This is a genomic window from Massilia atriviolacea, assembly GCF_003953935.1.
Classification (GTDB): domain Bacteria; phylum Pseudomonadota; class Gammaproteobacteria; order Burkholderiales; family Burkholderiaceae_D; genus Telluria_A; species Telluria_A atriviolacea.
Map to the genome: position 1 here is coordinate 105,431 of NZ_RXLQ01000015.1, position 19,456 is coordinate 124,886.

At 65.3% G+C, this 19,456-nt stretch carries 20 protein-coding genes; 6 read left to right on the forward strand and 14 right to left on the reverse strand.

The annotated features are described in order from the left end of the window. The first annotated feature begins 1 nt into the window (after position 1). From glyS to EJB06_RS24315, 4 genes are all read left to right on the forward strand, one after another. Positions 2 to 2,089, forward strand: coding sequence for a glycine--tRNA ligase subunit beta (gene glyS / locus EJB06_RS24300; protein WP_126076609.1), 2,088 nt, complete (start codon positions 2 to 4; stop codon positions 2,087 to 2,089). Positions 2,090 to 2,100: 11 nt separating this feature from the next. Next, positions 2,101 to 2,664 carry a D-glycero-beta-D-manno-heptose 1,7-bisphosphate 7-phosphatase gene (gene gmhB / locus EJB06_RS24305; protein WP_126076610.1) on the forward strand — a complete coding sequence of 188 codons (564 nt, stop codon included), beginning with the start codon at positions 2,101 to 2,103 and terminating at the stop codon, positions 2,662 to 2,664. Positions 2,665 to 2,735: 71 nt separating this feature from the next. Beyond that, complete coding sequence (locus EJB06_RS24310; protein WP_126076611.1) at positions 2,736 to 3,476, forward strand: lysophospholipid acyltransferase family protein; 741 nt, start codon at positions 2,736 to 2,738, stop codon at positions 3,474 to 3,476. A gap of 14 nt (positions 3,477 to 3,490) precedes the next feature. Beyond that, positions 3,491 to 4,423 (forward strand): M48 family metallopeptidase, encoded by a 933-nt coding sequence (locus EJB06_RS24315; protein WP_126076652.1) that lies wholly within the window; start codon positions 3,491 to 3,493, stop codon positions 4,421 to 4,423. Between the two features lie 18 nt (positions 4,424 to 4,441). On the opposite strand, the gene EJB06_RS24320 is transcribed toward EJB06_RS24315, so the two are convergent. The 8 genes from EJB06_RS24320 to rfbC all read right to left on the reverse strand — a co-directional run bounded on the left by EJB06_RS24320 (position 4,442) and on the right by rfbC (position 12,024). After that, a complete protein-coding gene (locus tag EJB06_RS24320; RefSeq protein WP_229427259.1) occupies positions 4,442 to 4,999 on the reverse strand; it encodes a YcxB family protein in 558 nt (185 codons plus the stop codon). A 45-nt stretch (positions 5,000 to 5,044) separates the two neighbouring features. Then, a complete protein-coding gene (gene waaA, locus EJB06_RS24325) occupies positions 5,045 to 6,310 on the reverse strand; it encodes a lipid IV(A) 3-deoxy-D-manno-octulosonic acid transferase (protein ID WP_126076612.1) in 1,266 nt (421 codons plus the stop codon). Continuing rightward, positions 6,310 to 7,290, reverse strand: coding sequence for a lipopolysaccharide heptosyltransferase I (gene waaC, locus EJB06_RS24330; protein WP_126076654.1), 981 nt, complete (start codon positions 7,288 to 7,290; stop codon positions 6,310 to 6,312). The genes waaA and waaC overlap by 1 nt, the downstream gene beginning before the upstream one ends. Positions 7,291 to 7,312: 22 nt before the next feature. Further along, positions 7,313 to 8,695 (reverse strand): phosphomannomutase/phosphoglucomutase, encoded by a 1,383-nt coding sequence (locus EJB06_RS24335; RefSeq protein ID WP_126076613.1) that lies wholly within the window; start codon positions 8,693 to 8,695, stop codon positions 7,313 to 7,315. A 192-nt stretch (positions 8,696 to 8,887) separates the two neighbouring features. Beyond that, positions 8,888 to 9,196, reverse strand: a complete 309-nt coding sequence (locus EJB06_RS24340; protein ID WP_054268487.1) for an H-NS histone family protein — start codon at positions 9,194 to 9,196, stop codon at positions 8,888 to 8,890. 81 nt (positions 9,197 to 9,277) lie between these two features. Continuing rightward, the gene (locus EJB06_RS24345; RefSeq protein WP_229427260.1) at positions 9,278 to 10,243 is read right to left on the reverse strand and encodes an MraY family glycosyltransferase; all 966 of its coding nucleotides are present in this window, start codon (positions 10,241 to 10,243) and stop codon (positions 9,278 to 9,280) included. A gap of 348 nt (positions 10,244 to 10,591) precedes the next feature. After that, positions 10,592 to 11,482 (reverse strand): dTDP-4-dehydrorhamnose reductase, encoded by an 891-nt coding sequence (gene rfbD / locus EJB06_RS24350; protein WP_126076615.1) that lies wholly within the window; start codon positions 11,480 to 11,482, stop codon positions 10,592 to 10,594. Then, on the reverse strand, positions 11,479 to 12,024 hold the full coding sequence (rfbC, locus tag EJB06_RS24355) for a dTDP-4-dehydrorhamnose 3,5-epimerase (protein ID WP_126076616.1): 546 nt from the start codon (positions 12,022 to 12,024) through the stop codon (positions 11,479 to 11,481). The genes rfbD and rfbC overlap by 4 nt, the downstream gene beginning before the upstream one ends. A gap of 233 nt (positions 12,025 to 12,257) precedes the next feature. Between rfbC and EJB06_RS24360 the strand changes: the two genes are divergently transcribed. After that, entirely contained in the window at positions 12,258 to 13,103 is an 846-nt protein-coding gene (locus EJB06_RS24360; RefSeq protein ID WP_126076617.1) for a symmetrical bis(5'-nucleosyl)-tetraphosphatase, read from the forward strand. On the opposite strand, the gene EJB06_RS24365 is transcribed toward EJB06_RS24360, so the two are convergent. The 6 genes from EJB06_RS24365 to EJB06_RS24390 all read right to left on the reverse strand — a co-directional run bounded on the left by EJB06_RS24365 (position 13,100) and on the right by EJB06_RS24390 (position 17,773). Beyond that, positions 13,100 to 13,849, reverse strand: a complete 750-nt coding sequence (locus EJB06_RS24365) for a lysophospholipid acyltransferase family protein (RefSeq protein ID WP_126076618.1) — start codon at positions 13,847 to 13,849, stop codon at positions 13,100 to 13,102. The genes EJB06_RS24360 and EJB06_RS24365 overlap by 4 nt on opposite strands. 57 nt (positions 13,850 to 13,906) lie before the next feature. After that, positions 13,907 to 15,217, reverse strand: coding sequence for a dihydroorotase (locus EJB06_RS24370; protein WP_126076619.1), 1,311 nt, complete (start codon positions 15,215 to 15,217; stop codon positions 13,907 to 13,909). Positions 15,218 to 15,219: 2 nt separating this feature from the next. After that, positions 15,220 to 16,185, reverse strand: a complete 966-nt coding sequence (locus EJB06_RS24375; RefSeq protein WP_126076620.1) for an aspartate carbamoyltransferase catalytic subunit — start codon at positions 16,183 to 16,185, stop codon at positions 15,220 to 15,222. After that, the gene (gene pyrR, locus EJB06_RS24380) at positions 16,178 to 16,696 is read right to left on the reverse strand and encodes a bifunctional pyr operon transcriptional regulator/uracil phosphoribosyltransferase PyrR (protein ID WP_126076621.1); all 519 of its coding nucleotides are present in this window, start codon (positions 16,694 to 16,696) and stop codon (positions 16,178 to 16,180) included. Before pyrR ends, EJB06_RS24375 begins: the two co-directional genes overlap by 8 nt. Next, positions 16,680 to 17,021 (reverse strand): Holliday junction resolvase RuvX, encoded by a 342-nt coding sequence (ruvX, locus tag EJB06_RS24385; RefSeq protein ID WP_229427265.1) that lies wholly within the window; start codon positions 17,019 to 17,021, stop codon positions 16,680 to 16,682. Before ruvX ends, pyrR begins: the two co-directional genes overlap by 17 nt. 89 nt (positions 17,022 to 17,110) lie before the next feature. Then, complete coding sequence (locus tag EJB06_RS24390) at positions 17,111 to 17,773, reverse strand: YqgE/AlgH family protein (protein WP_126076622.1); 663 nt, start codon at positions 17,771 to 17,773, stop codon at positions 17,111 to 17,113. 193 nt (positions 17,774 to 17,966) lie between these two features. Between EJB06_RS24390 and EJB06_RS24395 the strand changes: the two genes are divergently transcribed. Then, positions 17,967 to 19,415, forward strand: a complete 1,449-nt coding sequence (locus tag EJB06_RS24395) for a cryptochrome/photolyase family protein (protein ID WP_126076623.1) — start codon at positions 17,967 to 17,969, stop codon at positions 19,413 to 19,415. Positions 19,416 to 19,456 lie beyond the last annotated feature (41 nt).

Sequence of the window (19,456 nt, forward strand, 5' to 3'; positions counted from 1 at the left end):
GATGACTCAAACTCTCCTCGTCGAACTGCTGACCGAAGAACTGCCGCCGAAAGCGCTGGCCAAACTGGGCGCCGCCTTTGCCGCCGGCATCGTCAACGGCCTCAAAGCGCGCGACTTCCTCGGCGCCGACAGCGTGGCGACCAGCTACGCCACCCCGCGCCGCCTGGCTGTCTCGATCACCGGCGTACGCGCCATGTCGCCCGATAAATCGGTGCGCGAAAAAGTCCTGCCGGTCAGCGTCGCGCTGGACGCCGACGGCAAGGGCACCGCGCCGCTGGCCAAGAAGCTGGCCGCCCTCGGCGTGCCCGACCTCGATATCGCTACCCTGGAACGCGCCGTCGACGGCAAGGCCGACAGCCTGTTCTACACGCGCAGCGTGGCCGGCAGCGCACTGCAAAGCGGCCTGCAGGCCGCGCTGGACGAATCGTGCGCCCGCCTGCCGATTCCAAAACTCATGAGCTACCAGCGTCCGGACGGCACCACCGTGCAGTTCGTGCGCCCGGCCCACAAGCTGGTCGCGCTGCATGGCGACGCCGTGGTGCCCCTGACCCTGCTCGGCCTGGCGGCCGGCAAGCAGACCCTCGGCCACCGCTTCCTGACCGATGGCGCGCCATTGACGATCGCGCACGCCGACCAGTACGCGGCCACGCTCGAAAGCGGCGGCAAAGTCATCGCCAATATCGAGGCGCGCAAGGAAAAAATCCGCAGCGCCCTGCTGCACACCGCCGGCGCCGACCAGGTGCTGATGCCGGAAGCGCTGCTCGACGAAGTCTGCGCCCTGGTCGAATGGCCGGTGGTGTACGAATGCCGCTTCGAGGAAGAATTCCTGGCCGTGCCGCAGGAATGCCTGATCCTCACCATGCAGACCAACCAGAAGTACTTTGCGCTGACCGATGCCGGCGGCAAGCTGCGTTCGCGCTTCCTGATCGTCTCCAACATCGCCACCGACGACCCGCAGCACATCATCGGCGGCAACGAGCGCGTGGTGCGCCCGCGCCTGTCGGACGCCAAGTTCTTCTTCGAGCAGGATAAAAAGAAGACCCTGGAATCGCGCCTGCCGCTGCTGGCCAATGTGGTCTACCACAACAAGCTGGGCACCCAGGCCGCGCGCTCGCAGCGCGTGGTGGCCATTGCCACCGACATCGCCCACACCATGGGCTACGACGAACAGCTGGCCGCGCGCGGCGCGCAACTGTCCAAGGCCGACCTCCTGACCGACATGGTGGGCGAGTTCCCCGAGCTGCAAGGCATCATGGGCACCTACTACGCGCGTCACGACGGCGAGCCGGAACAGGTGGCGCTGACAGCGACCGAACACTATCAGCCGCGCTTCGCCGGCGACAGCCTGCCGTCGACCGACACCGGCACCGCCGTGGCGCTGGCCGACAAGCTCGAAACCCTGGTCGGCATCTGGGGCATCGGCCTGCAGCCGACCGGCGAAAAAGATCCGTTCGCGCTGCGCCGCCACGCGCTGGGCGTGCTGCGCATGCTGGTCGAAAAACGCATGGACGTCTCGATCATCCAGCTGCTCGGTTTCGCCAATGCGCGCTTCGCCGGCATCGCCGGCTTCACCGATCCGGTGCTGGACGTGCGCGCCTTCATGTTCGACCGCCTGCGCGGCGTGCTGCGCGAGCGCGGCTTCACCGCCAACGAAGTCGAAGCGGTGCTCACCTCGCACGTCGACCGCCTGCACGACATCGTCGAACGCCTGGAAGCCGTACAAGCCTTTGCCGCCCTGCCGGAAAGCGCCACCCTGGCCGAAGCGAACAAGCGCATCACCAACATCCTCAAGAAGAATGGCGCCGTGGCGGAAGAGCCGCTTGAGTCGCTGCTCAAGGAAGACGCCGAGCGCGCGCTCTTCGCGGCCATTGCGCGCGTGCGCCCCGAGATCGACGCGGCCTTTGCCGCGCGCGACTTCGCAGGCACGCTGAAAACGCTGGCCCAGCTGCGCGACGACGTCGCCAGGTTCTTCGACGACGTGATGGTGATGGACGAAGACCTCGCGCTGCGCAACAACCGACTGGCGCTGCTGTCGGTCCTGCATGGCATGATGAACCGCGTCGCCGACATTTCCAAGCTGGCGGCCTAGGAGATAGCAGCATGAAGATGATCATCCTCGACCGGGACGGCGTGATCAACCACGATTCGCCGGCATTTATCAAGTCGCCGGCCGAATGGATTCCGATCCCCGGCTCGCTCGAAGCGATCGCCCGCCTGAACCAGGCGGGCTATCGGGTGGTCATCGCGTCGAACCAGTCGGGCATTGCGCGCGAACTGTTCGACATGGCGATCCTCAATGCGATCCACCAGAAGATGCACGCCAGCGCGCAGCAGGTCGGCGCCGACATCGACGCCATCTTCTTCTGCCCGCACGCGGCCATCGACAACTGCGATTGCCGCAAGCCGAAGGCCGGCATGTTCGACGAAATCTCCAAGCGCTTCAAGATCAGCCTGAAAGGCGTGCCGACCGTGGGCGACTCGCTGCGCGACCTGCAGGCCGGTTTCATCAGCGGCTGCACGCCGTACCTGGTTTTGACCGGCAAGGGCGAAAAGACCCGCGAAACCGGCGGCCTGCCGCCCGGCACCCAGGTCTTCCCCGACCTGGCGGCGATGGTCGGCGCGCTGCTCAAGGCGAATGCCGCAGCCGCCGCCGGCGCTACCTGACACCGCTGCCTGCCCATCGCTACCTGCCATCGCTACCTGCCATCTTTCCTTACGCATCCCCGGAGACTTCTTTGCGTCATACCATTCTGTTCCTGCGTTCCCTGCTGTTTACCCTGATCATGGTCGTGGCCACCGTCGTCTGGGCCTGCGTATGCTTCCTGGCCGCGCCGCTGCCGTACAACCAGCGCTTCTGGGTCACTTCGCGCTGGAACGTCTTCGTGATCTGGTGCGCCAAGGTCATCTGCGGCATCCGCTACGAATTCAAGGGATACGAGAACCTGCCCGACGCGCCGGCCATCATCCTGTCGAAACACCAGTCGGCATGGGAAACGATTTTCCTGCTGCCGAACCTGACCCGCCCCCTGGTCTTCGTCTTCAAGAAGGAGATCCTGTATATCCCCTTCTTCGGCTGGGCCATGGCGCTGCTGCGCATGATCCCGATCGACCGCAACCAGGGCAAGAACGCCTTCAAGCACGTGGTCGCGCATGGCAAACGCCGCCTGGCGACCGGCCAATGGATTATCATGTTCCCTGAAGGGACCCGCATCCCGGTCGGACAAAAAGGCAAGTACAAAAGCGGCGGGACGCGCCTGGCGATCGAAACCAACGCGGTGGTGGTGCCGATCGCGCATAATTCTGGTGAATGCTGGCCCAAGAACTCTTTTCTGAAACGCCCCGGTGTGATCACGGTATCGGTCGGCAAACCGATTTCGCCCGATGGACACACTCCCGACAGCTTGATGCAAGAGGTAGAAAATTGGATAGAATCCGAAATGCGCGTCATTTCGCCCCACGTCTACAACGCTGGCTGAGCGGAGTCGGCGCCCTGATCCAGTCGTCGGCGCCGCAGCAAAGCGCGTCCTCGGCCAGGATCGACGGCGACCAGCTCGAACTGTTCGCCCAGGATTTTTTCGCGGCGCTCGAACCGGCCGCGAAACAGTCGATCCCGCCGCAGCCGCTGTTCAAGGCGCCGCCGCCGGCGCCCAAAGTCGTTTTCCCCACGCCGGTGCGCGCACCGGACGCGCCGCCGCTGCGGCGCATTCAGCTCGGTCCCCATCACCTCGAATTCGAACTGCGCCGCTCGACGCGGCGTTCGATCGGCTTCATGATCGACGATCAGGGCCTGCGCGTCACGGCGCCCAGGCGCATCACCCTCGCCGAGATCGACAACGCCATCCGCGCCAAGCAGCGCTGGATCCTCACCAAGCTGCGCGAACGCGGCGAGCGGCGCGCACTGCGCCAGGAACGCGCACCGGTGGTCTGGGTCGACGGCGCCCAGCTGCCCTACCTGGGCGCGAACATCACCCTGCGCCTCGAAGACGCGCCGCGCAGCCGCTGCGAGTTCGATGCCGAAGCGCGCGTGCTGACCGTTGGGGTGGTGGCGGGGCTGGCCGAATGGCAGTTGCAGGAGCGCGTAAAAATCTGGTTCCAGGCCGAAGCCAAGCGCCTGTTCGCCGAACGGCTCGACGTGTATGCGGAAAAACTGGGCGTGCGCCACGCCTCCCTGACCCTGTCCTCGGCCGGCACGCGCTGGGGTTCGTGCACGGTCGATGGGCGCATCCGCCTGAACTGGCGCCTGATCCATTACGCGCCGACGCTGATCGACTACGTGGTGGCGCACGAACTGGCGCACCTGCTGGAGATGAACCATAGCCCGCGCTTCTGGGCCAAGGTGGAGTCGGTGTATCCCGACTATGACGGCGCCAGGCTGGCGCTGCGCCAGCGCTCGCAGGAGATGCCGGTGGTGTTCAGCGCCTGACGCCAGGCGCCGCCCGCATCAGTGGCGCGCCAGCGCGCGCACCGATTCGCCGAAGCGCTGCATGCTCTCGCCCTGGGCCTGGCTCAGGCAGCGAAACGGGATCGGCAGGGTGCCGCGTTTGAGCACCATCATGAAGCCGCGCGAATAGCGCCGGATCGAACACACATCGCCCCACGGGACCAGGGTCACGCCGCTGCGGCTGGCGCGCACGATGCCGTGCGTGTCGATCGTGAATTCGTAGGTATTGCGCGAACGGCCCTGCGCGACGAAATGCAGGGCGGCCGATGAAGTACTTTTGGTTTGCATCCAATAAGTAGCAAGGGTACCGATGCGGCGGCGGCGGATGATATAGCCGGCGTGCTGCCACATGAAGCTGACGTATTCCGGCAAGGCGTAACGCACCGAAAACTGCACCGTCTCCGGCGCCCCTGCGGCCACCAGTCCCGGTCCGAGGACGGGCAGCGGCATCAGCGGCGCATCGATGGCGATCCCGTTGGCCGGATCGAGCCGCTGGCGTTGAACCAGCACGGCGACAGGCTTGCGGCTGCCCACCTGCTTTGGATGACTGAACCACATGTGCTTCCCCAGTTATTATTTATTGTGGTCACATGGTACCAAAGCCTAATAAATCAGTCGTCGCAATAAACCAACTGTGCGCGCCGTCGCTCCCCGGTGGCGCCGGGCATACGCGGCGGCCTGCGCGCCCATCGCGGCGCGGGCGCCAGGGTCGCCCAGCAGGCGCGCCGCTTCGCCGAGCAGGGCGCCTGCATCGAGAACGCAAATCGCGCCGCCGGCGTCGATAGCGTCTTGCGTGGCCAGCGCAAAATTGAAGGTGTGCGGACCGACCAGCACCGGTTTGCCGAGCGCGCACGGCTCGATCAGGTTCTGGCCGCCCAGCGGCAGCAGGCTGCCGCCGACGAAGGCCACGTCGCAGGCGGCGTAATAGGCGAACATTTCGCCCATCGAGTCGCCCAGCAGCACGTCCGCCTCGACGCTTTGCTGGGCCAGGCCGGAGCGGCGCTGCAGCGACAGGCCGCGCTCCTTGACCATGGCCGCCACCTCGTCGAAACGCTGCGGATGGCGCGGCACGATCGCCAGCAGCGGCGCGCCGCCGTGCGGCCAGGCCATGCGCCTGAAGGCGTCCAGGATCAGCGCTTCCTCGCCGTCGCGCGTGCTGGCGCACAGCAGGACCGCACGCGCGCCGATTCGCGCGCGCAGCCAGGCGCCGGTTTCCAGCGCCGCCTCGGGCACCACCACGTCGAACTTGATGCTGCCGGTCACTTCCACCTTCTGCGCGCCGAAAGAACGCAGGCGCGCCGCGTCGGCCTCGGTCTGGGCGGCCACCAGGGCGATGCCGCGGCCGGCGTCGGCCATCAGCTTGCCGAAGCGCTGGCCGCGCCGCAGCGAGCGTTCCGACAGGCGCGCGTTGACCAGCGCGACCGGAATGCGCTCGCCGCAGGCGGCGATCAGGTTGGGCCAGACCTCGGTCTCCATCAGGATGCAGATGCGCGGCGTGAACTGGCGGATGAAGCGGTTCACCATGGCCACGGTATCGTAGGGAAGATAAGCCTGGATCAGGCGCTCGCCATGTCTGGCGAACAGCGCGCGGCCGGTGGCGCGCCCGGTCGGCGTCATGTGGGTGAGCAGGACGCGGCTGTCGGGATAGGCCGCGATCAGCGCGTCGATCAGCGGTTCGGCGGCGCGCGTTTCGCCGACCGACACCGCGTGCACCCAGATCGTGTGCCAGCCCGGCACGCGCTCGCGGTAAAAGCCGAGGCGTTCGCGCCAGTGCTGGCGGTAGCCCGGCTCCTTGATGCCGCGCCACCACAGGCGCAGCAGCACCAGCGGCAAGGCCAGGTACCACAGCACGCTGTAGAAAGCGCGCATCAGGCCAGGCCCCGCAACTGCCTGACGGCGGCCAGGACCTCGTCCACCGGCGGCGGCGCGCCCTTGTCGCCCAGGTTGACGATCCTGTCGGACCAGTTGCCTTCGGTCTTCCACTTGGGCGAATCGCAGTAGATTTCGATCACCGGGCGCATGAAGGCGGCCGCGATGTGGGTCAGGCCGGTATCGACGCCGATCGCCAGCGCCGCGTTGCGCGCCAGGCCGACCGCTTCATCCATCGACAATCTGGGCAGCACGGTGGCATTCGGCAGGCTGGCCGCGAGCGTGTCGGCTTCGGCTTTCTCAAGCGGCGAACCCCAGGCCAGCAGCACCGGCATCGGCGCGAGCGCGCGCCCGGTGGCGATCCAGTGCTCGGGCGCCCATTTCTTGGCATTGCGCGCGGTCCCGTGGAAGAACACCGCGTAGTCGCCGGCCGGCATCCATGCCGGGCGGTTGGCGTGGTCGGGACCGGGCAGGCCGAAGTCGGGCTGGGTATCGAGCGCGTAGCCGAGCGCCGCGCCGGCCACCAGGCGCCCGCGCGCCACCGCGTGGGTACGCGCGTCAAGCGGGATGCTTTGCGTGTGGAAGATGCGCGAGATGCCTTCGTAGCCCGAACCTTCGCTGCCGTTGGCCAGGCCCACCTTGCGCCCGCCCTTCTTCACGCGCGCCGCGCCCATGATGATGCCGGTCTTGAGCAGGCCCTGGGTGTCGAACACGTAGTCGTATTCTTCTTCGCGCACGGCCTTGAAGAAGGCGCGGATCTCGGCGCGCGTCTCCTTCTTGCCCAGGCTCTTGCGCCAGCGCCGCAAGGCGAACGGGATGATGCGGCGCACGCGCGGGTTCAGGCGCACCAGGCTGACATAGCCCTCTTCCACCACCCAGTCGATGTTGGCGTCGGGATGGTGGCGCAGGATGTCGGCCACCATCGGCAGGTTGTGCAGCACGTCGCCCAGGGACGACACGCGCACCAGCAGGATGTTCAGGCGCGCCAAACGGGGCTCGCGCTCAGAACGGCAGTTCGGCGTCGGGGCGCGCGGCCACGATCACGCGCCGGAACTCGGCCTGGATGCGGCGCAGCGCTTCCGGCGTTTCGGCTTCGAAGCGCATCACCACCACCGGCGTGGTGTTGGACGAACGCGCCAGGCCGAAGCCGTCCGGGTATTCGACGCGCAGGCCGTCGATGTCGATGATGCGCTCCGAACCCGGGAAGGTCGCTTCGGTGCGCAGGCGCTCGATCAGGGCCACGTTCTCGCCTTCGGCCAGGTGCAGGTGCAGTTCGGGCGTGCTGTCGGACTGCGGCAGCGCGTTCATCATGGCCGACGGATCGCTCTCTCTGGTCAGCAGTTCGAGCAGGCGCGCACCGGAATACAGGCCGTCGTCGAAACCGTACCAGCGGTCCTTGAAGAAGATATGGCCGCTCATTTCGCCGCCCAGCGGTGCGCCGGTTTCGCGCAGCTTGGCCTTGACCAGCGAGTGGCCGGTCTTCCACATCAGCGGACGCCCGCCGTGCTTGCTGATCCACGGCGCCAGGTGGCGCGTGCATTTGACGTCGTACAGAATCTCGGCGCCCGGATTGCGCGACAGGACGTCGGCCGCGAACAGCATCATCTGGCGGTCCGGATAAATGATCTGGCCATCCTTGGTCACCACGCCCAGGCGGTCGCCGTCGCCGTCGAAGGCGATGCCGATTTCGGCGTCGGTCTCCTGCAGGCAGCGGATCAGGTCCTGCAGGTTTTCAGGGTGCGCGGGATCGGGATGGTGGTTCGGGAAGGTGCCGTCCACGTCGCAGAACAATTCGATCACGTCGCAGCCCATGCCGCGATACAGGTCGCCGGCAAAGGCGCCGGCCACGCCGTTGCCGCAGTCGACCGCGATCTTCATCGGGCGTGCCAGCTTGACGTCGCCGATGATGCGCTCGAGGTAGGCGGCGCGGATGTCGTGGGTGCGGTAGGCGCCCGGCGTGGCGGCCGCCGGGCAGTCCTGCGCGGCGATGCTGTGGTACAGGGCCTGGATGGTCTCGCCGTGAATCGCTTCGCCGGCCAGCACCATTTTGAAGCCGTTGTAGTTGGGCGGGTTGTGGCTGCCCGTGACCATGATGCCCGAGGCCGCGCCCAGCACATTGGTGCCGAAGTAGACCATCGGCGTGGCGACCACGCCCAGATCGATCACGTCGGCGCCGGACGCCTGCAAGCCTTCGGCCAGCGCTTGCGCCAGTTCCGGACCGGACAGGCGGCCATCGCGGCCGATCACGACCGTGCGTTCGCCCTTGGCCAGCGCGGCGGTGCCGAAGGCCTGGCCGATCTGGCGCGCGATGCCGGCGTCGAGCGTGCTGCCGATGACGCCGCGAATGTCGTAGGCTTTGAAGATCGTCTTGGAAAGTGGAAGCATGGAGTAGAAACCTTAGGAGAATCGCGGCGCGGCAAGATGCTGGCGGGAACCATGCGGGAACATGCGGTACCGGGCTTGCAAACAGTGCGTCGGGAGGGTGATGGGGGAACGCTTAAACGAATGCCTGATATTGTAGCGGCAAGCGGGGCCTTTGGGAATTGCCCGCCGATCCTGCCGCTACATGAAAACCGATTACACGCGCAGCTTGTCGATATCCTTGCCGCCTTCGACCCATTCTTTCACCCATTTCGGCTGGCGGCCGCGGCCGGTCCATTGTTGGGCTGCATTGTCCGGATGACGATAACGCACGGCGACGCTGCCGGTCTTGGCGCGGATACCCGTGCCGATCAGATCCTTTAGTGGCACACCGACGCTCTGGGCGATCGCCAGGATCTGTTCGCGGGCTTTGGCGACTTCCTGGTGTTCGCGCTTCTTCATTTCTTGCTTGATTTGATCCTGCAGGTTGCGCAGGTCACCAACGGACATATTTGACAGATCCATCATCGTTCCTTCAAAGTGGGTTGAAACAGATTAAGTGAAATCTCACCAATTGTCGCAATATACTACATCCGCGTATTATTGCTAGTCCTTCTTGCGAAGAATGAGCCAGCGAGGTGACTTAAATCGAACAATACGCGCATACAGCCACACATAACTGACCACGAACAATAAACAGAAGAAAATCAATACCCCGGTATCTTTCCAGAACACCGTGGCCGGGATTACCGCCATCAGGGAAAACATCCACAGGTAGGGCGATGTTAGCGAATTACGCCGCATCAGGGCGCGCGCTTCTTTGCGCCCCACCGCCCATTGCACAATGCGCCGGAAAATCAGGCTGTGCAGGTGTATTCCGTCCGGCATTGCGGGGGATTTGCCGCGCAAGAACATGCGGCGATAGGCCGAGAAAATCGTTTCGAAAGCCGGATATATCAGCAGCAGAGCCGCGTACCAGGTCGACACTTCGGGGTTGCGCATTACCAGCAGCAGCGCCAGCTCGCCCAGCATGAAGCCGATAAAATACGCCCCGCCGTCGCCCAGGAATATCAGGCCGACCGGATAATTCCAGATCAGGAAACCGGCGGTGGCGCCCGCCACCATCAGCGCCGCCACCAGCACGAACACATCGCCCACCTGCCACGCCACATAGCCGAGCGAGATAAGCATACAAATGGTTACCACGCTGGCCAGACCATTAAATCCGTCGATGATATTAATCGCATTGGCGATCCCCGCCACTGCCAGCACAGTCAGGGGAACCGCCACCCAGATATACATGATGCGCCATGAACTGAACGGAAAATCAATGCGGTCGAGTTTGGCGTCGAGCAGGAAATAGCCGAGCAAGGCGGCCGCCATCGTCAATATCAGGCGGCGCAGCGCGCTGACATTGCCGGTATAGTCTTCCACGATCCCGCCGACAAAGGCCACGCCCGCGCACAGCATCAGCGAGAGCAGCCAGCCGGCCATGGGCGGCACGCGCCAGATCGAAATGAGGGCGCTGATCACGACCGCCATGAAAATCGGCAGCCCGCCGATACGCGCCACGGTATGCGAATGGACTTTTTGAACGCCGAAGAAATCGGCATCGAGCGCGGGACCATGCAGCCTGGCCTGCTTGATTACAAGCAGGGTCAGCAAGGCGGAAGCGACGAAACTCACGAGAAATGAAAACATTATTATTTATATATGCAAAAACGCGGGCAGGCTCGTGCCCTACCCGGCGGACCAACGCATGCGGTACATGTTGCCGTCGCCATGATCTGGTATGAAGGTAATCCATGATTGTACCGGATTACCCGCCCCTGAAATGCGCCGGGAGGGGGGCCAGCGGCCGGCGATAAGCAGGTTTTATGCAAAAAAGAGCGCCATCGGCGCCTGTTGCGGCCCTTTTGCTTATTCTTGCGCAATACCGCCAGGTATGGGCGCCGACGCCAGGCAAGCGGCCAGTGCCGCGCGCCAGTCCGGCAAGGGGCCGCACAGCGCCATCAATCGACGGCAATCGAGGCTGGAATTGGCCGGCCGGAGCGCCCTGGCGCCGTACTCGGCGGCGGTGATCGGAATCACCTCGCAGGCCAGGCCGGCGGCGCTGAAAATCGCCTCGGCAAAGCCGGCCCAGCTGGTCCGGCCCTGGCTCGCCAGGTGGTACAGGCCGCCATGCCGCTCCCACCACGGGGCGCCGCCGGCCAGCGCCAGGCCCGCCAGGTGCGCGCTGGTATCGGCCAGGGTGCGGCTCCAGGTCGGTGCGCCATGCTGGTCCGCAACGATGCGCAGTTGCGCGCGCTCGCGTCCGAGGCGCAGCATGGTCAGCAGAAAGTTATTGCCGCGCATGCCATACACCCAGCTGGTGCGCAGGATCAGATGCCGGATACCGGCGGCGGCGATGGCCTGCTCGCCGGCAAGCTTGCTCTGCCCATAGACGCTCAGCGGCGCGGGCCTGTCGGTTTCGGCATACGCGCCCGCAACGCTGCCGTCGAACACGTAATCGGTGGAGTAATGCAGCAGCGCCGCGCCGAGCCGGGCGGCCTCCTGGGCCATCAGGGCGGGCGCGTCGGCGTTGACGCGCATCGCCAGCGCGCGCTCGTCCTCGGCCCGGTCCACCGCCGTGTAGGCGGCCGCATTGACGATCAGGCCGGGCCGCACGCGGCGCAACACGGCGCGCAACTGGTCGAGGTCGGCCAGGTCGCAGTCGGCACGCGCGGGCGCTGTCACCTGGCCCAGGGCGCGCAGGCCGCGCGCCAGTTCATGCCCGAGCTGGCCGTTGGCGCCGGTCAGCAGGATGTTCATGGAAAAACATCCGACTGCGCCAGCAGCGCACCCTTGCTGTCTTTACCCGAGAGCATCGGCACGCCGGACAAAGGCCATTCGATGCCGATATCCGGATCATTCCATAAAATCACCCGTTCCAGCTCCGGCGCCCAATAATCGGTGGTCTTGTACTGGACTTCGGCGCTATCGCTGGTGACCATGAAACCGTGCGCAAAGCCGGGCGGCACCCACAGCTGACGCTGGTTTTCGGCCGATAAATCCAATCCGATCCAGCGCCCGAAAAAGGCCGACGATTTGCGCAAATCGACCACCACGTCGTACACCGAACCGGCGCTCACACGCACCAGTTTTCCCTGCGGCTGGCTGATCTGATAATGCAGTCCGCGCAACACGTTCCTGGCGGATTTGGAATGGTTATCCTGGACAAAATGGACCGATACCCCGGTCAGCTGCTCGAATTTTCGCTCGTTAAAACTTTCAAAGAAAAAACCCCGGTCGTCGCCGAATACGCGCGGCTCCAGGATCAGCACTTCGGGGATGGCGGTGGGCGTGACTTTCATCAGAAAATCCTATCATTTGAAATAGCAGCAAATACTGCCGGCAAGCATTAACTCTGATCGGCAGGGCCGGCGCGCGCGGGCGATCGGCGCGGGGGCGCGGACACCGGGCACAGTCCGGATAGCGCGGCGCCGGATAAACCGGCAGCACTGCCGACAAAAATCATTTACTATCCGCGCAAGCCGGAAATTGGAAACTCCGATTTTATGTGAAACCCGCCAGGACTGGAATTGAATTGTTAAGAACCTATGTGATCGGCGATCTGCAAGGATGTGCCCGCGAAACCGCCGCCCTGCTCGACCGTATCGATGACGATGCGGGCGGCCGCGCGCGCGTGCTGTTCGTCGGGGATTTGATCAACCGCGGCCCGGACTCGCTCGAGGCCCTGCGCCGGGTGGCGGCGCTGGCCGATGGCGGCGGCGGCGACGCCCTGCTCGGCAACCACGACCTGCACCTGCTGGCGGTGGCGGTGGGCGCGCAGAAGATGGCCAGGTCCGACACGCTCGACGCCATCCTCGCCGCGCCCGGGCGCGATAAGCTGATCGACTGGCTGCGCCATCGCCCGCTGGCGATGATGGCCGAAGGCCACCTGCTGGTGCACGCCGGCGTGGCGCCGCAGTGGGATGCGGCGCAGGCCATGGCGCTGGCAGCGGAAGTCGAAGCGGTGCTGCGCGGGCCGGGCTGGATCGATTTTTTGCGCCAGATGTACGGCAACGAGCCGGCGCGCTGGGACGACAAGCTGACCGGCATCGCGCGCCTGCGCTGCATCGTCAACGCCTTTACGCGCATGCGCCTGTGCGCGCCCGACGGCACCATGGACTTCAAGGAAAAGGAAAGCGCGGGCGCGCCGCCCGGATCGGACCTGCTGCCCTGGTTCGACCTGCCGGGCCGCCGCAGCGCCGGCACCACCGTGGTGTTCGGCCACTGGTCGGCCCTGGGCCTGCTGCTGCGCGAGGACGTGGTCGGCCTGGACAGCGGTTGCGTATGGGGCGGCAAACTGAGCGCGCTGTGCCTGAACGACCGCAGCCTGCTGCAGGTCGACTGCCCCGAGTACAAGGCACCCGGCAAGCCGCAAGTCTAGCGGCCGACGATTTCCTGGGACAGCATCGCGCCCACCGAGGCATGGGCGGCGGCGCACACGTCGCGCCGATGCGCGCCGGCGGCATTAATCGGCTGGGAACACACCACTCGCGCGAATATGGGGGGGCCGGACAGGATCGTTACCATGCTCTGGGCGAAGGTCATCTCGCCGATGAATTCGATGGATGGGTGCAGCGATTGATGTGTGCCGTCCATATAGCACAGCGCATACGGCTGCACCATCACGCCGGCATCGACCGCCGCTTCGAACAGGTTGGCGTGGAAGGGCAGCAGGCCGCCCTGCGAACCGGTGGTCCCTTCCGGGAAGAAGGCGACCCGCTCGCCCTGCTGCAGCTTGAGCACCAGCCCCTTGAAAATCTGGCGCAGGTCGCGCCGGTTGCCGCGCGCGAGGAACACCGTGCCGCCCTTGTCGGCCAGCCAGCCGAGCAGCGGCCACTCGCGGATCTCGGACTTGGCCACAAAGCGGCACGGGTACAGCGCGTTGATGACAAAAATATCGAGCCACGAGACGTGGTTGGCCACCACCATCGCGTGCGCCAGCGCGGGCGCGCCGGCCGGCGGCTCCACGGTCACGCCGCAGATCTTCACCAGCCGCCGCGACCAGCCCTGCACCACGCGGTCGCGCAGCCTGTGGCTGGCCCACGGGAACACGAATGCGCACGCGGACAAGCCGGTCAACAGGTGGAGAAACACGCGGCACAGCCGGAAATAGAGCTTGATCTTCAAATGACACCAAAGGAACGGGGGAAGCCGGCGCGCGCACAGCGCGCGCCACCGACCATCTTAACGCTGAAACGCGATGCGTCCGCCCACGATGGTTGCCTTGACCTGGCCTGCCAGCTCGTAGCCGAGGAACGGCGTGTGCTTGCCCTGGCTGGCCAGCGCCGACGCCTCGACCGTCCAGCGCGCGGCCGGATCGAATACCACCACGTCGGCGCAAGCGCCAGGCGCCAGCTGGCCCGCTTTCAGGCCGGCGATGCGCGCCGCGTCGACGGTGATCTTGGCGATGGCGCGCGCCAGCGGCGTGGCCGAACCGGCAGCGGCATGCTGCATGCCGGCGTAATCGTCGGCCCACTTGATCGCCAGCGACAACAGCAGTTCCAGCCCGGTGGCGCCGGGCGAGGCTTCGCCGAAGGGCAGCAGCTTCTCGTCGTCGTCGACCGGGGTGTGGTCCGAGCAGATCGCGTCGATGGTGCCGTCGTACAGGCCGGCGCGGATCGCATCGCGGTCGCGCTGGCTGCGGAACGGCGGCGTGACGCGCGCGTTCGAATCGAAAAAGCCGATGTCGGCGTCGGTCATGTGCACATGGTGCACCGCCACGTCGCAGGTGACCGGCAAGCCTTCCTTCTTGGCCGCCTTGACCAGCTCCAGGCCGGCGGCGGACGACATGCGGCACAGGTGCACGCGCGCGCCGGTGGCGCGCGCCAGTTCGAACACGGTGTGCAGGGCGATCGTCTCGGACATGACCGGCACCCCGGCCAGGCCCAGGCGCGAGGCCAGCGGCCCGCTGTGGGCAATGCCGCCGCGCCCGATGTGCGCATCCTGCGGACGCACCCACACGGTAAAGCCGAAGGTTTTCGCGTACTGCATGGCGCGCAGCAGGACGGTGGTGTCTTCGATCACTTCCTCGGCCTGCGAAAAGCCGATGCAGCCCGCTTCCGTCAGCTCCATCATCTCGGTCAGCGACTTGCCCTTCAGGCCCATGGTCAGCGCGCCCAGCGGATGCACATTGGCCTGCTGCAGCTTGTTGGCGCGGTGCTTGAGCATTTCGACCAGGCCCGGTTCGTCCAGTACCGGGTCGGTGTCGGGCGGACAAATCAGGCTGGTCACGCCGCCCTGCATCGCCGCCTGCATCTCGGACTTGAGGGTGGCCTTGTATTCGTAGCCCGGCTCGCGCAGGCGCGCCGACAGGTCGACCAGGCCGGGAGCGACCACCAGGCCGGTGGCGTCGATGCTGCCGCCGGCGTTGAAACCGGCCGGCGCCGTGCCGATGGAGGCGACCTTGCCGTCCACGATGTACAGATCGGTGACGGCGTCGATGCCGTTGGCCGGGTCGATCAGGCGCCCGTTCTTGATATGAAGATGCTTGTTCACGTTCACCCTTGCGCTCCTGCCAGAATACTCATTACCGCCATGCGTACCGCGATCCCGAATGTCACCTGCGGCAAAATCACCGCCTGCGTGCCGTCGGCCACGGCCGAATCGATTTCCACGCCACGGTTCATCGGGCCCGGATGCATGACGATCGCATCGGGCCGGGCCAGCGCCAGGCGCTCCGGGGTCAGGCCGTAACTCTTGAAATACTCCTGCGCCGAGGGCAGCAAGGCGCCGCTCATGCGCTCGTTCTGCAGGCGCAGCATGATGATGACGTCGACGTCCTTCAAGCCTTCGTCCATGTTGGTGAAGACGCGCACGCCCATCTGTTCCAGTCCGCCCGGCAGCAGCGTGTGCGGGCCGATGGCGCGCACTTCCGGCACGCCCAGGGTGGTCAGCGCGTGGATGTCGGAACGCGCCACCCGGCTGTGCAGGATGTCGCCGACGATCGCCACGCGCAGCTTGGTGAAGTCCTTCTTGTAGTGGCGGATGGTGTACATGTCGAGCAGGCCCTGGGTCGGGTGCGCGTGGCGGCCGTCGCCCGCGTTGACCACGTGGACGTGCGACTGCCTGGTGTCGATCAGGTGCTTGGCGATCAGGTAGGGCGCGCCCGACTGCGAATGGCGCACCACGAACATGTCGGCGTGCATGGCCGACAGGTTGTCGATGGTGTCGAGCAGCGACTCGCCCTTGCTGGCCGAGGAAGCCTGGATGTTCAGGTTGATCACGTCGGCCGAGAGGCGCTTGGAGGCGATCTCGAAGGTGGTGCGGGTGCGCGTGGAGTTTTCGAAGAAGAGGTTGAACACGCTCTTGCCGCGCATGAGCGGCACCTTCTTGACTTCGCGGTCCGAGATGCCGACGAAGCTCGACGCGGTGTCGAGGATATGATTGACGATAGCCTTCGGCAGCCCTTCGATGCTTAACAGGTGCTGCAGTTCGCCATTTTTATTCAGTTGCGGATTAAGCATGGTCTTCTTCTATGGTGAGCGAAAATTGCCCGTCGCCGGCACGCGCCAGCACAAGCGACTGATTGGCGTCCAGCGCGACCGAGGTGGCGACGAAATCGGCCGCCACCGGCAGTTCGCGTCCGCCGCGGTCGGCCAGCGCCGCCAGCATGATGCGCGCCGGACGGCCATAATCGAACAGCACGTTGATCGCCGCGCGCGTGGTGCGCCCGGTGTACAGCACATCGTCCACCAGCACGATGTGGGCGCGGTCGACGTTGAACAGGATGTGGGTCGGCTTGACGTCCGGATGCAGGCCCTTTTTGGCGAAGTCGTCGCGGTAGAACGAGACGTCGATGAAGCCCAGGCGGTCCTTGAGGCCCAGGTCCGCCGCGAGGCGTTCGGCCAGCCAGGCGCCGCCCGAATGGATGCCGATGATGGCCGCGTCCTGCACTGCGTGCAAGCCGTCCTTCACCTGGCCGAGCAGCGTCTGGTACAGCGCCTCGGCGTCGAACTGCTTAGTTGTTGTTGGCATGGTCGTCAAAGTATTGTTGCAAAATGATGGACGCGGCCTGGTCGTCGACGATCTGGCCGCGTTTGGCGTGGATCACGGCCGACGAATAGCGTTCGTCGACCAGCGTGACCGGCAGGTTGAAGCGGCCGTGCAGTTGATTGGCGAAGCGGCGGCAGCGCAGGGTCATCTCGTGTTCGGTGCCGTCCGGATGGCGCGGTTCGCCCACCACCAGGCGGGCCGGCGACCAGGCGGCGATCAGCTCGCCGATCTGCTTGAAGCGGGCCGCGTTGTCGATGGCCTTGACCACCGCGAGCGGCTGCGCCTGGCCGGTCAGGGTATTGCCCATGGCGATGCCGATGCGCTTGATGCCAAAATCGAAGCCGAGTACGAGTTCAATCACCGCTTCAGCCACGCGCGCGGTCCTTGCAGTGCCGCTCACGCATGGCCGGCCTCGGAAGCGAGCATCATCGGGTCGATGCCGAGCAGTTTGATGGCGGCGTTGTAGCGTTCTTCGATCGGCAGGTCGAACAGCACGCGCGCGTCGGCGCCCACCGTCAGCCAGCCGTTGCGGCCGATTTCATCTTCCAGCTGGCCGGGGCTCCAGCCGGCGTAGCCGATCGACACCAGCAGCCGTTGCGGGCCGTCGCCATTGGCCACGGCTTCGAGCACGTCGATCGAGGTGGTGAAGGCCACGTCCTCGGTCACGGTCAGCGAGGACGAATAGCGCGCGCCGGGCGTGTGCAGCACGAAGCCGCGGTCGTCCTGGACCGGGCCGCCGAACATGATCGGTTCGTTGACGACGGCCGTGCGCAAGCCGTCGGCCAGCTTGAGGTCGATCCGTTCGAACAGCACTTCCATGGTCATGTCGGTCGGCTTGTTGATGACGACGCCGAGCACGCCTTTGTCGTTGTGCTCGCAGATGTAGACCACGGTGCCGCCGAAGATCGGGTCTTGCATCGAGGGCATCGCTATCAAGAAATGATTTGCCAGATTCAAGGTCGATGCCGATGCCATGGCATTGCCCCCGTCGGGACGAGCATCGTCGTCCTGCGACATGCCGGGCACGGGCAGAGTTTTGTCGATTTTGCTTTTCTTCATATGCGTCACTCTCTCTGCTCGCTCTCTGATATGTCACTTTACTGCTAGTATCCGGGCTTGCCATCGATGGTTTTTTCGATAGTTTACACTGATTTACGGCCGCCACCATGGGAAGCGCCATCATGCGCGCAGCCAAGCGCGATGGTAGCCGATAATCGGCCCACCTTACTTGATACCGAACACCATCAATACTATGAGTAAATCGCTCGTCTGGTTTCGCCGCGACTTGCGCGCCTTCGATCATGCGGCGCTGCATCATGCGCTAACATCGTCGAATAGCGTCTATTGCGCATTCATTTACGATAACACAATCCTCGACAGTTTACCGCGCGCCGACCGCCGCGTGGAATTCATCCACGCCAGCCTGGCCGAACTCGATGCGGAATTGCGTCAGATGGGCGCTTGCCTGATCGTGCGCCATGCCGATCCGGTGGAGGCAATTCCAACACTCGCCGCAGAATTAGGCGTCGACACGGTCTTCGTCAACGGCGACTACGAGCCGCAGGCGATCGCGCGCGATGCGGCGGTGGCCGCGCGCCTGGAGGCCGACGGCCGGCGCCTGCGCAGCTACAAGGACCAGGTCATTTTCGAAAAAGACGAGGTGCTGACCCTGGCGGGACAATACTTCTCGGTCTTCACGCCATACAAGAACGCCTGGCTCAAGCGCATGGCGGCCGAACCGGATTGCCTGGTGGCGTACGCGGTGGAGCCGCACGCGGCGCGCTTCGCGCCCCCTGGCGGCGACGAGCGCCTGCCGACCCTGGGCGAGATCGGTTTCGAGCCGACCAATCTGTCGGCCTTGTCGATCCCGACCGGCATGAGCGGCGCGGCGCAGCTGTTCGAGGACTTCATCGGCCGCATCGCCGACTACGGCGAGGCGCGCAATTACCCGGCGCTGAAGGGGCCGTCCTACCTGTCGATCCACCTGCGCTTCGGCACCCTGTCGCTGCGCCACCTGGTGCGCACGGTGACGCAGCTGATCGCGCGCGGGGCCGGCGGCGAAGGCGCGCCGGTGTGGCTGTCGGAACTGATCTGGCGCGATTTTTACGCGATGATCCTGTACCGCCATCCGCATGTGGTCGAGCGCGCGTTCAAGCCGGCTTACGACGCGATTGCGTTCGAGACCGGCCCCGAAGCCGACCAGCTGTTCGCCGCCTGGTGCGAAGGCCGCACCGGCTACCCGCTGGTCGACGCTGCCATGGCGCAGTTGAACCAGACCGGCTACATGCACAACCGGCTGCGCATGGTCACGGCCTGCTTCCTGATCAAGGACCTGGGGATCGACTGGCGCCGCGGCGAGGCGTATTTTGCGCTGCACCTGAACGACTTCGACCTGTCGTCGAATAACGGCGGCTGGCAATGGGCCTCCTCGTCCGGCTGCGACGCCCAGCCCTACTTCAGGATCTTCAATCCGGTCACGCAGTCGGAAAAGTTCGACGCCAAGGGGAAGTTCATCCGGCGCTACCTGCCGCAGCTCGATGGCTTGTCGGACAAGGAAATCCACGCGCCGTGGACCGTGCCGCCGATGGTGCTGGCGCAAAAGAAGATCGTGCTGGGGAAGGATTACCCGGCGCCGCTGGTCAGGCATGACGAGGCGCGGGCGAAGACGCTGGAACGGTATGCGGTGGTCAAGGCGGCTTGAACCCGGTGCGAACCTGAGAACCGCCCACACCCCGTCGTTCC

Bases quoted from the DNA above. Each gene is read 5' to 3' on its own strand.
- EJB06_RS24375 (WP_126076620.1), bottom strand. From the start codon at position 16,185: ATGCTTAATCCGCAACTGAATAAAAATGGCGAACTGCAGCACCTGTTA.
- EJB06_RS24390 (WP_126076622.1), bottom strand. From the start codon at position 17,773: ATGAAGAAAAGCAAAATCGACAAAACTCTGCCCGTGCCCGGCATGTCG.
- waaA (WP_126076612.1), bottom strand. From the start codon at position 6,310: ATGCGCGCTTTCTACAGCGTGCTGTGGTACCTGGCCTTGCCGCTGGTG.
- EJB06_RS24395 (WP_126076623.1), top strand. From the start codon at position 17,967: ATGAGTAAATCGCTCGTCTGGTTTCGCCGCGACTTGCGCGCCTTCGAT.
- gmhB (WP_126076610.1), top strand. From the start codon at position 2,101: ATGAAGATGATCATCCTCGACCGGGACGGCGTGATCAACCACGATTCG.
- rfbD (WP_126076615.1), bottom strand. From the start codon at position 11,482: ATGAACATCCTGCTGACCGGCGCCAACGGCCAGCTCGGGCATGAACTG.
- EJB06_RS24335 (WP_126076613.1), bottom strand. From the start codon at position 8,695: ATGCTTCCACTTTCCAAGACGATCTTCAAAGCCTACGACATTCGCGGC.
- pyrR (WP_126076621.1), bottom strand. From the start codon at position 16,696: ATGCCAACAACAACTAAGCAGTTCGACGCCGAGGCGCTGTACCAGACG.
- glyS (WP_126076609.1), top strand. From the start codon at position 2: ATGACTCAAACTCTCCTCGTCGAACTGCTGACCGAAGAACTGCCGCCG.
- EJB06_RS24320 (WP_229427259.1), bottom strand. From the start codon at position 4,999: ATGTGGTTCAGTCATCCAAAGCAGGTGGGCAGCCGCAAGCCTGTCGCC.
- ruvX (WP_229427265.1), bottom strand. From the start codon at position 17,021: ATGGGCAATACCCTGACCGGCCAGGCGCAGCCGCTCGCGGTGGTCAAG.
- EJB06_RS24340 (WP_054268487.1), bottom strand. From the start codon at position 9,196: ATGGATCTGTCAAATATGTCCGTTGGTGACCTGCGCAACCTGCAGGAT.
- rfbC (WP_126076616.1), bottom strand. From the start codon at position 12,024: ATGAAAGTCACGCCCACCGCCATCCCCGAAGTGCTGATCCTGGAGCCG.